Source organism: Hyphomonas polymorpha PS728 (assembly GCF_000685315.1).
Taxonomy (GTDB): domain Bacteria; phylum Pseudomonadota; class Alphaproteobacteria; order Caulobacterales; family Hyphomonadaceae; genus Hyphomonas; species Hyphomonas polymorpha.
Map to the genome: position 1 here is coordinate 1 of NZ_ARYM01000044.1, position 12,000 is coordinate 12,000.

General features: G+C 56.5%; 9 protein-coding genes and 2 tRNA genes. 5 read left to right on the plus strand and 6 right to left on the minus strand.

What is annotated here, in order from left to right; all coding sequences use genetic code 11:
* Window positions 1-34: 34 nt before the first annotated feature.
* The 6 genes from HPO_RS19025 to HPO_RS19050 all read right to left on the minus strand — a co-directional run bounded on the left by HPO_RS19025 (window position 35) and on the right by HPO_RS19050 (window position 6,991).
* Window positions 35-1,687 (minus strand): tetratricopeptide repeat protein, encoded by a 1,653-nt coding sequence (locus HPO_RS19025; protein WP_051612847.1) that lies wholly within the window; start codon window positions 1,685-1,687, stop codon window positions 35-37.
* Entirely contained in the window at window positions 1,684-4,347 is a 2,664-nt protein-coding gene (locus HPO_RS19030) for an NERD domain-containing protein (RefSeq protein WP_084324458.1), read from the minus strand. Before HPO_RS19030 ends, HPO_RS19025 begins: the two co-directional genes overlap by 4 nt.
* A gap of 228 nt (window positions 4,348-4,575) precedes the next feature.
* Window positions 4,576-5,613: a hypothetical protein gene (locus tag HPO_RS19035; protein WP_035602676.1), complete on the minus strand. Its 1,038-nt coding sequence runs from the start codon at window positions 5,611-5,613 to the stop codon at window positions 4,576-4,578.
* Window positions 5,610-5,921, minus strand: a complete 312-nt coding sequence (locus HPO_RS19040) for a DUF736 domain-containing protein (protein WP_035602679.1) — start codon at window positions 5,919-5,921, stop codon at window positions 5,610-5,612. Before HPO_RS19040 ends, HPO_RS19035 begins: the two co-directional genes overlap by 4 nt.
* A 3-nt stretch (window positions 5,922-5,924) precedes the next feature.
* The gene (locus tag HPO_RS19045) at window positions 5,925-6,161 is read right to left on the minus strand and encodes a DUF2274 domain-containing protein (protein WP_035602683.1); all 237 of its coding nucleotides are present in this window, start codon (window positions 6,159-6,161) and stop codon (window positions 5,925-5,927) included.
* On the minus strand, window positions 6,158-6,991 hold the full coding sequence (locus HPO_RS19050; protein WP_241767967.1) for a TraB/TrbI/VirB10 family type IV secretion system protein: 834 nt from the start codon (window positions 6,989-6,991) through the stop codon (window positions 6,158-6,160). Before HPO_RS19050 ends, HPO_RS19045 begins: the two co-directional genes overlap by 4 nt.
* Before the next feature lie 443 nt (window positions 6,992-7,434).
* Between HPO_RS19050 and HPO_RS19055 the strand changes: the two genes are divergently transcribed.
* The 5 genes from HPO_RS19055 to HPO_RS19075 all read left to right on the plus strand — a co-directional run bounded on the left by HPO_RS19055 (window position 7,435) and on the right by HPO_RS19075 (window position 11,968).
* Window positions 7,435-8,643 (plus strand): AAA family ATPase, encoded by a 1,209-nt coding sequence (locus HPO_RS19055; protein ID WP_035602686.1) that lies wholly within the window; start codon window positions 7,435-7,437, stop codon window positions 8,641-8,643.
* Window positions 8,633-11,173, plus strand: coding sequence for a S8 family peptidase (locus HPO_RS19060; RefSeq protein WP_035602690.1), 2,541 nt, complete (start codon window positions 8,633-8,635; stop codon window positions 11,171-11,173). Before HPO_RS19055 ends, HPO_RS19060 begins: the two co-directional genes overlap by 11 nt.
* Window positions 11,174-11,440: 267 nt before the next feature.
* Window positions 11,441-11,506: transfer RNA gene (locus HPO_RS19065), tRNA-Pro, on the plus strand.
* Window positions 11,507-11,541: 35 nt separating this feature from the next.
* The gene (locus tag HPO_RS19070; protein ID WP_035602693.1) at window positions 11,542-11,850 is read left to right on the plus strand and encodes an ETC complex I subunit; all 309 of its coding nucleotides are present in this window, start codon (window positions 11,542-11,544) and stop codon (window positions 11,848-11,850) included.
* Between the two features lie 41 nt (window positions 11,851-11,891).
* Window positions 11,892-11,968, plus strand: a tRNA-Arg gene (locus tag HPO_RS19075).
* Window positions 11,969-12,000: the final 32 nt, after the last annotated feature.

The window sequence follows — 12,000 nt, forward strand, 5'->3', positions numbered from 1 at the left end:
CTCACAGTCGCTGACGGGGAACAGAACAACCCAGTCATCCTACGTTGAGCGCCACTGCACGCCATCCATAACGGTCATCGTTCGGGCGCTTAGTGTAGATCAGAACCGCCGTCACTTCATCTATTTTTTCTGGTATGCTTGCAACGAGATCGGGGGAAACAAAACCATCGTCGACAAACGCGAACCCCTTGGAATTTCGCTTCAAGTGACCATTGGCCACCCGTACATCGACATCGGGACGCGGGCCGGGCGCTATGGCAAAGATATCCGTTCGGCCCGTCTTTCGGTTTTGTGTCATCCTGAAAGAAACACCCTGACCTAACGAGGGAAGTTCAGGTCCGACCCAAGTACTGCCTTCGACCCCAACCTCTATATCGCGGCTTATGAAAATCTTCAGGCGCTTTTCTTCTGATGCCACGCGGGAGACAACGCCAGATCCGGTATCAATGCAGTCCCACTTAGATCCTTCTGGACGAGCAGAAATTTGTACGACATCCTCGCGATCACTGTCCACCTGCTTTCCAACAATGATGGTAACGGGGTCGCCAATTTTAAATGAAGCGATACGCCCACCTGGTGCAACAATACTTGCTGAGACTCCGTCCTTCGATCGGAAAGCAAACCTCGGTAAGGGTCTTGCCTTTCGAACCGTTTGCGCATCCTTTTGGTGGTGCGGCACGATAACTCCTAGATATGTCGCCCACCTCACCTCCACAGAATCGAAGCAGAGCACCAACGCGTCCTGCGAATGTCGCGCGTAAAAGTCTTTCGGCTTTTCTGCTCCGGGTGCTGACGGGTCATACCAACTTGTGTTGATCAACTCTTGAAGCTCTTTGTCAATTCCCCAACCTTGTTCTTGCCGAATGTTGATGGCGGTGATGAGTTCAACACTTGCTTGTGAGAAATCACCCTGCGCTGCCAGCAACTGCGCTAGTTCACGATGAACTTTAACAGTGAACTTGGGATCAGAGCCGCATTCTAGAGCACGGCAGGCGCAGGCGAGTGCTAGTTCTGGTTCCTCCTCAGCGTATAGGCGTGCTGCCTCTGCCCATACCCAGAACTCATTTCTTTTGGCCTTAATCACAGAGCCAAGAATGCTTATGGCCTCCGCGTGTCGATTTATGCGCCTCAGCAAAAAAACCTTGCCCCAGTCAAGCCAAAGGACATCATCACCTTTAGCTAGAGGGCGAATCCGGTCGATCCACTCAAGCGCCAGGCCAACATCTTCAGACATAGCATTCGGGAACGCCTTGACCCATTTTGCCAATGCGCGTGCGACACCCAAAGCAATCGGCGGAAAGCGGTTCTCACCGCTCTGCACGTATTGCCAGTCTTCCGTGCCTAAGCCATCGCTGCCGACCCAACGAATGAACCCTGGAAAGGTTGGAAAGTGCGGCGCAATTTTGCAAACCTCTCGAACAATATTGGAGAGCGCAGTGTCAGGTTGGCGTTTCGGCTGTTTTGCAAATCGGCGTAGCTCCTTTTGAACTTGGCTGACATTCTGAAACGGAACAGGCTGCGAGGCCGCAGTGGAAACCAGCTTCTTGATCAATCCATAAAACGCCCAATCAATCTGCGTCCTCAGCTTGAAGTCGTCAGGATCAGTTGCAAGGCCTTGGAGGCCGAGGTCTATCGCCTGCTGGAACCGCTCCGATTTACGTAGCGCTTGTACCTCTACCCATGTCATTGCAATACCAACCTGATTGCTTCGACTACCTCAAGGTTGGTGCAAGTCAGCGGGCGCAAACTGGAAACGAGGCCCTGCTTGTCGAAATTAATCTCGATGCTGACGCGCTCATGTTGCATCCTGGCAACTGTGATCGCCAAGCGGTAAGGCGACTCGGCGGCAGAAACAACCTTCCAGCCAATTTGTCTTAGGCGAGAGCGTGCAGCCAGGAGCAATGCTTCGGCCTCAGGAGAGTACCCGTTCGACGCAAGGCATTCACAGGCCAGGTCGGCAAGCAAAGACCAATGCTCTGGATCCTTCACATGCATGGCCGTGACGACGTTCTTTGCATTGTAGGCTATCCGAAGTTGGCACTTTTCGTCACGAGGTCCGGATAGATCGTATTGCTCCTGGTAAGGGTGACAAGCGGCTTTTGCGATTCGCCAACCCAAGCGCTCTGCTGCATTGACCACATGGAGCCAGATTGCAGCGGACTTGAGAACATCTTTCGATTCGCCCAATCCATCAGGCAAACTGCGTTTCTGATCCTTTTCGGACGCGATGCCATTGGGCTGGAACGACCAACCTGCTCCTACTGCAATGTCGGCCACCACAATAACAGCGCCTGCATTCCAGACAGCAGCATCAAACGGGTGGATCTGGGTGTAATTCAAAAGAACCAACTCGCGATCAGCGACGGTAAGCGCAGAGTATAGCCAGCGGAAGAACCCTTCCGAGTGTCGACCAGCCGCATGATCGCAATTTACGTAACAGATTGGCTGCGACATTCCCTGAGCATGGTGAACTGTGGAGGCATAGCCATAACGTGCATAAGTAAAATCTGGTGCGGCTGGTGGAAGCCTTTGGCCTTCTGCTGACTGGGCCTGCTGACGGTCCCGCTTGATGGCGTTTCTCCATACACTCTCAGCGACTGCAGTCTCCTTGTCCAATTCCGGTTTTTCCGCGCTCAGGAATTCCTCGAACAACTCAAGTTCGACCTCATCTCGACTGTGTATCTCGCACTTGATGGAATGAAATTGAACTGGGCTGTTCTTCACCCAGTTCAAGCCTTGCTGGTACGTAGCTCGCTTGCCGACGGCCGCCACCGTAGTGCGGCGGCCAGATTGCATCGTCACGCGTGAACCAAACGCGTCGCGCAAATCGGGGCTGACATAAATCTCGAGCAAGTCGCCAACCTCTACGACATCCAAAGAATTTTTTCGGTGCAAGCGCGCCCGCAGCCATTGGGTAAATGCATTTGCTTGCCCATGCGTCTCCGTCAAATACCAGACTGAACTTGGGTCTGCATCAAAGTGATCCAGGATCTCCTTTGCTGCATCATTTTTTTCTACAATCCTGAAACCGTCGTCAGACGATAGCTCCAGCGCAGCGAAGTTTTGAGTGGCTATTGCAGACACTAATTTGACCGCATTGGCGAGTTTGGCCGACCCTCCAGTAGTGTCTATCAGTTGAGTCAATTCTAGAAACTGGTGCTTCAGTCCGCGTGCTTTTTGGAATTCACCTGAAAGCACCGAATCCGCAGAACTGCTGCGTTGGATCTGGTAGGGATCACCAAAGAATACCACCTTGCGCTTCGTGTTGCCCAGATCAGCGAAGTCGAAGAAATCCGATAGCAACTGGCCGCTGCCATATTGCTTGCCGTCGGGGGTCGCGAATCGCGAATTACCCAACAAATGAGCGTCGTCTAGCAGGTACACACAGTCTGCATCGTCGTCAGATGTGCGCAGGGGAATCACCTTGAGCTTCTTCTGCTCTTCCCGGTTTTCCGGTTCGTCTTCGGCGTTCACACTGCCAGTGTAGAGGTGAGCATAGATGCTGTTCGATTCCCCGCTAGCCCCATCAGAAAGTCGTCGGTTGGGCTCTAAAACGATGACCTTTCTACCCGCCCTCCGGACTTCCTCAGCTAACTTGGAAAGCAGGCGGCTCTTGCCAGTTGATGTCATGCCGAGCACGGAACAACTTCTCAAATCGTCCGAGGAGACATAGCTGAAGACTATCTGCAAAGCCTCTCGCTGATGTACCGTCAGTAGAGTATCCACCGGCTGTTGATCGGAACGCAATTGGATGTCGCGCACCTGCGGGCGACTTGAGGCCCATTCAATCGGCTGAACTCCGAGCTTGCGGACAATTTCCAGCGCTTCGCGTTGATCGATCCTCAGCTCGGGCGAGGAAAGACCATCTAACAGGGCCGCGCACCTTTCCAGATCCGTTGGATAGAACCAAGAACGAACCTTGGAAGGAAGCTCCACATGATCTTCGATCCGCCCCAAAAACATTACACCAGCAGAAATGTGGCCGAGATTGCGTCCGGACAGCAGTCCATTTGATTGTAGCCATCCCAAAACGGAGAACTTGTTGTCGCGCAGCTGCTGGTAGGGATTCGCCTTGCGTCCGCCTTTGACCAACAAACCATCAGCTTGCCATGGCCCGTTCTCAGTCCCGGTCAGCTTTCCGCCGTAGCTCTTGAAATCAGCCACGATGATTGCCGACGGAAGGATGCATACCAGATCGATTTCGGCACCGCTCCACATCGCGTTTGTAACGACGAAAACCCAGTCAGAGCTTCCTGACCAACGGTCTTCCAGTCGCTCCAAAAAAATTTGTAGCATCTGGTTTTCGTGAGTGCGGCTAGCCTTTTCGCCGTAGACGTGGATGGTCATTGAAATGTGGCTCGGTCTGTTGGAGAAACAATCGGAATTGGCCAGGTGAATGTACGTTCCTTGGGTTATGCCGCAACCACGTTGAATTGTAAGCGCTCAAGTAGGACAAACAGCCGTTTGCAGCCTGCCCGTCGATGCTCTGCGCCATTTGACAGCTGGCCGATGTAATCCGAAAAACAAAAGAGGAAGTGCCTCCCTCCAGCCTTCATCGGCATTTCAGAGAAGTAGCTATTCGCATCTATCCAAAGTGAAGCGTGCCTCAAGACCCTCGAGCCAAGCGTCCAACTCGCCAGCAAGCACCGCCCCAGAGTCATCCTTGCGCACCTCATCAATCTCACGGCGGGCCGCCGGCAGTGATCGCCAGAGTTCCTTGTCTTCGTGATCGGTCCAAAGGCGTTTTGCTATGGCCTGACTGAGGCGTTCACGATCTTCAGGCGCGAGCATTTCCGGGACCGCTTCGAACACAAGCCTCTGCGCAAGCTGCCGAAACCTGGCGTCCTCGAACTCGCGCACAAGTCCTGCACGCCCGGCCCAATCGAGCTGATGGAACCTGGCCATCCGGGTTTCATCGGATCGGCTCGCAAATCCCGCATGGATCATCTGTTCCAGATGCACTGCCTCCGCCCGCGCAGGCTCGAGCTCTTCATGGATGCGGACCAACCGTTCGCGAAAGCCTGGGTCACTCCTGAACAGCTGGCTCTGGTGGATCTCAAGGTCGGTTGGCACTAGTCCCCATTCTGTCTTCGCCGCCGAAGTGCTGAACAGAATGGGCGCTTTGTTCAGCCCGATCTTGCGCAGGGGTTTGGGCGAGACGGACAAGGCTGCGCCAAGCTGGGCGTCACTCGCCGGCACCAGCGCGCTCCAGTCTGTGCCAAGCCGTGCAACAATCGCCGACGTTCCTCTCGCCCCTTCTCCATCGATCCTTTGCCCCCACCAGACTGACGGGCCGTTTGCAAAATGCTCGACGATGAGAACCGGATCTGCCGCTGAAAGCATGGCAACTGTCGCCGCCTTTGGCGCCGCCTCGACGCACGTCTTCCAGAGCGACGGCAATCTCTCTGCAACAAGGCGCGCGATGTGGATGGTGGCTTCGACATCGGCGAGGGCGTCATGCGCGCGGGCATGCGCAAAGCCATTGAGCGGCGCAAGCGCGTCCAGCTTGAACCCCGTCTTTCCGCGCTCGGTCAGGCGCAGTTGAGACCGACGTTTGATGCATTCGCTCCGTGATACCGTGGCAAGGCAGATGGCGCGGCTGCTGCGCTTCACGATTGTTTCGGCCGGTTCCAGACCATGACGCCGGTCCCCGCCTTCTCGTTCTCGAAGAAGGCGGCGCGCATCGGCTGCGCAAAGCTCGGATCATCAAGCTTGACAGCAAGAAACGGCGTGTCGCCATCCTTGGATTCTTCGCGCCAGGCTGCGCCGAGTTCTGCCCCGCCGGCATAGAGCCGGAAGTCGGGCGCGCCCTTCGTCTTGTCCTTGTTAGGGACAAGCTGGGCTTTGACATTGATGGTTAGTGTACGGAGGGTTCCGGTCCAGGTTCCGTCCTTCAGGGTAAATGCGCCGATCTGTGCCATGGGTCAGTCTCCTTTGCTGGCAGGTTTGGGCAGGGCCTTGCGGGCCCGTCTGAACCCGGCGTCTGAGGCCAGGAACATCTCGATCATGGCGGCGGCGAGCGTTTCTGCGCGCTCGGCTTCGCCATACGTCTCCTGATAGAGCGCCGCATAATCCTGCAGCGCGGCAGCGGTGTCCGGATCGAGCGCCAGAGTGAGCTTGACCGGCGTGCGGTCACGGAGTTTTGCAAGGCGAAGGTTCATGGGGCCGTCTCCGGATAGGGACGCAGGACGAGATCCTTTGTCACGAGGACGCGGACGGGCCAGCCCGGACGGATGGTGATGGAGGGCTGGACGCCGAGGCTGCGGTCAACGGCGCGCTGGCCGGCCTCGTTGATGGTATCGGTGGTGCCTCGCCGGATCGCACGCTCGATGTCGCCGTCTTCGCCGGGGCCGAGCTCGGCGCCGATGCCCAGCAGGGTGGCGAGACCGGCGGCGGCAAAGACCCTGTCCCAGTGATGATCGGTCCAGTCTTTGAGGCCCGCATATCCGGCGGTATCGCTGCCCGGCTCGGAGATCGTGATCGAGCTGCCATCTGGCATCAGGATCCGGTCCCAGACGACCAGCGCGCGATCCTGGCCGAACGAGATTTCCGACTGGTAGCGCCCGATCAGGCGGCTGCCCTGCGGGATCAGGAGATACTGGCCGCGGACGGTGTCATAAACATTCTGGGTGACCTGCGCGATGACCGTTCCCGGAAGATCGGAGTTGATCCCGGTGATCAGGCTCGCCGGGATCAGGGAGCCCGCCATCAGCTGGAACGGCGAGAGGGGATCCTGCACCCGGTCGGGATTATAGGTGGGGCTGACTGCGCGGTCGCGGGCAAATGCGGTCTTCCGGGACTGGAGATTTGGATCGGGCGGGGGGCTCGCTGCGGCGGCCGGGGATGGCCGGGCCAGGGCGAGGAGCTCCGAGGAGAGATCAAAGCTGGCGTCTGTCGGCCGGGCAGGATCGGGGCCAGGCGCGGCCGCATTGCCGAGCCGGAACAGGAGCGGCGCGCGGGCCGCCTCCTCGGCCAGGGCGGCGGCTTCCACCCTATTCTATTCGCGCGGGCCGCCCCCGATATCCTGGCGACTACATCCGGCAAAAATTCGCAGAGGCTGTAGTAACCAATACGGTTCAGGCTTCAGCCTTGAACAAGATATTCTAGCGCAGCTAAAAATCTCGAGGGTATTCAGCCATTCATTGATCAATCGGCAAAAACCGGGTCGAGCGAGCCTGCAGATGCATGGCGCTCTTAAGCTAGTATGCAGCTCGCGCTCCCCAGAGAGCAGCGCCGATGCCAACTCCTTCCTTTCGGCCTCAAGTGCCTCAGCCCCGTGGCAAATTCTCAGATCGGGAACTGAGTGGTTCAATCGAAAGATTTTCAGATTCAAACTTACCAAATCGAGATATTAATAACTGTTTATTGATATTTTCTAGCGAATAAGTTAATTTGAAATTGGATTTCACAGATTCGGACCCAAGGATAGTCGATATGGAGCATTTCGCGGTCGTACATAGCATTATCAAAGCCGCCTTGGCCGGAGATGAAGCCGGAGTGCGCAAGCAAGTGAATCGCCTAGAGGCCCGGCTGAGCAAAGCAGGTGCTAACAACGAGGTGGCCGCAATAGAGCGGCTGCTGAAAGCCTCGACTGAAGTGAAACAGTTGGCCCCTAGTCAGGTAGAAGTCTCGCGTGTGCTCATTACAGGGGAGACGCTAACCCCGGAAGTCCATCCGCCTATAGACCGGGAAACCGGAGCCCAGCTGTGCCTTATAGACTTTCCTGGCCAAAGAACACCCAAGCCGGTTTATGGCCAAGCGGCTCAAGAGACGATCGACGGGCTACTCGCTGAGTGGCGCAATAGCTCGGCACTCATGTTAGTCGGCGTCGAACCGACGCGCTCGCTATTGATCTACGGTCCGCCGGGCACGGGGAAGACAATCTCAGCGCACTACATCGCCGAGCAGCTCGGGCTGCCACTTGTCACCGCCCGAATAGATGGGCTGATCTCGTCTTTCCTTGGCACCACAGCACGCAACATTGCAAACCTGTTCGATTTTGCCAATCGTTACGCCTGCGTCCTCCTGCTCGACGAGTTCGATGCTCTTGCCAAACTTCGGGACGATCCGCACGAAGTGGGAGAGATAAAGCGGGTCGTGAATACGCTTCTCCAGAATCTCGACCGGCGGCGGCAATTTGGCGTCACAATCGCTATCACCAACCATGACAGGCTGCTGGATCCGGCTGTTTGGCGGCGCTTCGAAACTCAACTGCATATTGCTGAACCGGAATTCGCAGCCCGCGAAGCATTGATCAGACGTTTCCTCGCGCCGATCGAAGCCGAAGACTCGACAGTCCGGATATTCTCCTACTGCCTGCCGGGACGATCCGGTGCAGACCTTGAGCGCCTTTGCCGAGCAGTCAAGCGAACCATGGCAATGGCAGATAAAGCTCCCGAACCTTCAAACCTGTTCAGCTCACTGAGCAGTGTGCTGGGGCGCATGCCGCTACTCGATCATATCCCAGCCCGGATTCTTGCGGCCGACCCGAAAGCCTTCGTAAGCCTGATTGCAAATGACCCCGATATCGGCCTAGATCAGAAGCAAATCGGTCATGCCACCGGGACATCCCAAAGTCAGGTCAGCGCGCTCAAGCAGAAAATGCTGCACAAGGACGTTATAGAGGCGACCCATGCCCAATAATCCGGTTCAGATTGTTCTGAACGACACCGACTTTCATGCAATGCCCGACCCCGGCCAACCACCCAGGCCGAAAGATTTTTTCGTCAATGCGGACCGGGAGTTCATTGCGCACCGCAAACGCTTGGCAGCCGATGTCCAACGAATTGTTGAAGAAGTGGAGAATAGCGCATTTGGACCAGCCACCTACCTTAAGGTCCGAATGCGCACCGAAGCGCTCGCGAAATCCTATCGCCCAGTCTATGCGCTATTCAAACCTGATCAGTTTCCTTGCGTTGGTGCAGAGGCAGTTGGAACACTGTTCTTCAGGGCGCCACTGATTTACCTCCGCGGATTGAAGGCCCGCATTGAAGAGGCTGAAGACGAGGTCCGGACGGTATTCCGCCAAAGCGATGGAGCCCCTTATCCAGCGCCGACAACAAAACGAGCAGAGGTTGGAGGGATCGAGTCCATTTCCATTGTGGCTCCGTCGGAGAAACGCAACTTTTCAACTTCGGCCGCTATGGAGATGTTCTCAGATCCCGCGACGGTATCGGGCTATCAAATCGACCTCTTCGAGGCGCTTGAACCAGAAGAAATCGCGGCTGATGCGACGGGACGCACTGAGCTCTATCGCTCCTTGGTCAAGTTGCTGGTCTCATTCGGCCCTGGCACAAGAACATTGCTTTCGATGCGGCTGGCGAGGATGCCGGTCCTTGAATTCCAACTCACACAAAGTGATGCCGAGGCGATCGTAGATAACCGCCTTGGACTTGTTCGGACCGATATTGCCCCCAGCGCCGTTCCAACGTTGATCGACAGAAATGCTGACCGTCATGAAGCCGCCCTTAGCGCTTTGCAGCGTCACCCGCTTGTCCGAGCGATCCGGCCACCAATCAGACTACAGCTCGTTGATGAGGAAATGGCACTTCCGGAAGATGACACAACCACAAAAACTACGCCTATCCCTCTCGCCCCACCTTCTCAAGACGCCCGCTATCCCATCGTAGGCGTGATCGATTCGGGAATTGCGCCCATTCTTGATGCGTGGGTCGTTGACCGGTTCGATTTTCTCGACACTGACGACTATGACGCCTTACACGGAACAATGGTGGCAGGACTCATTACCGTGGGCCAGCAGATCAATGGACCTGACGTCGCGCAGGAGCGCGACGGCTGCCAGATTGTGGACATTCCGCTGTATCCCAACGGCGACTTTCTTGCGCAGTATCCGAATGGCTTTTCCCAATTCCTGTCGGAAGTGGAGCAAGCTGTCTCGGAGGCGCGTGAGAAACACGGAGTGCGCATCTTCAATCTATCCATCAATGCAACGGCACCGGTTGAACGTTATACGTATAGTACCTATGCAGCGGAACTCGATCGTATCGCGGACACTTATGACGTCGTTTTCGTCAACTCCGCCGGCAATCTCAAACAGGCGGATGCGCGTGCTCCCTGGCCCTCCAAACCGAATGACGTCATAAAATATTTTGCTAACCGCACATCGTCAGACACAATATTGAAGCCGGCTGAAAGCGTGCGTTCTATTTCCGTAGGCGCACTGAACCCTCTTACAGATGACAAAAGACATATTGCCGGTGCACCTACGGTCTACACGCGGCGGGGACCGGGACTGCAAGTAGGGATCAAGCCTGACCTTGCCGCTTACGGAGGAGCAGGGATCAGCACACCAGGCGCAAAGACGGGTCTGACATCTATCGATCAAGACGGCGTACCTATCCCGGTGATCGGCACGAGTTTTGCTGCCCCACTCGTCGCCCGAAGCCTCGCAGGTCTGGACGCAGCGACTTCAGGCGGGCTCACCTCCGAAGCACTGCGCGCCATGCTGCTTCACAACGCAGCAATGCCGGATCCATTGACCAAGCGTGGTCTCAAGGACCTTGCGCGCCAGTTCGCCGGATTCGGTCAACCGGTTTCAGCGCAGGACATGTTGGAGACCGGGGACAATGAAATCACACTCCTCTTCCAAAGCCGTCTCCAAATCGGTGAGAAGAAACCGGTGATTCTCAGATTCCCGTTCACCTGGCCCCAGAGTCTCGTGGCAGGAGGTAAGTGTTCAGGCCGTGCCCGCATTACACTTGTTTATGCGCCGCCGCTGGATCCGGCATTCGGCGCAGAATTTGTTCGGGTTAATCTTGAAGCGAGCTTGAAGCAGCGCCAGCCTGAAAATGCCAAGGATGGATCCGCCCATTTTACGTCACAGATCGACGCGAAGTTTCTGCCCAAAAGGGCCAATCTAGCGATTCCGGAAAAGGCACTGATTGATCACGGCCTGAAATGGTGGCCAGTGAAACAGTACGCGAAGTCCTATGAGAACCATGGCGCATCATCGGAGTGGCGACTTGAAGTCACAAGCCTCGTCCGGGCTGAAACGACTTTCCCTGCTGAAGGCGTTCCTTTCGCCGTACTGCTCACGATCGATGACCCAAGTGGTGCGGCGCCAGTCTACAGGGAGATGCAGCAGGCCTTGCAGGCCAGCCGCGCCAATACCCAGGCACTTCAAACCGTATTCCGAGTACGGCCGCGGCGATAACGCGGGCCACTACATCGCGGGTTCATCCAAATTCATTGCTTTGGGCCGTGATTCAACACCGAACTTTCCAGCCGGGAGGCCGGGGCGAGGCTGAGACAATTGTGAACTGGGTTTGTCATCATATCGGTTGCACGATGACAGGAGCCTCGTTATCCCAGCTACACTACAACTCAGACGGTGGCCCATAGGTGGCTTGGCGTGTGAGGGGTTAGCAAGCGGCGGCCTTCCAAGCCACTTAATGCTCTGTATTTATAGGGGTCTTGTGATGGGGCCGCGCCAAAGACGCATCTGGTTTGGGACCAGAGGGTCGTAGGTTCGAATCCTATCGCTCCGACCAATCATTTTTAGGTGCCTCGGGAGGCTCTGGGATGGAAGCGCGAATCTACAAACCGGCGAAAAGCGCCATGCAATCAGGCCGTGGCAACACGAAGGCCTGGGTGCTCGAATTCGTGAACCCCGCCGCCCACCGCAGACCTGACCCGCTGATGGGCTGGACCAGCATTGACGACACGTCGAGCCAGGTCCGCCTGCACTTCGACACGCGCGAACAGGCCATCGCCTATGCCGAGCGCGAAGGCCTGAATTTCACCGTGACCGAGCCGCGCGAGCGTATCCGCCTGGTCAAATCCTATGCCGACAACTTCTCGGCAGACCGCAAACAGCCGTGGACTCACTGAGACCGGCTGCGTAAACCCCGCGCATCCCTTCCCAAGGGTTTGGCCCCGTAGCTCAGCTGGATAGAGCACTCGCCTTCTAAGCGAATGGTCGCAGGTTCAAGTCCTGCCGGGGTCACCATGCTTTCCGTTGTCCGGCCCGGACACATAGGT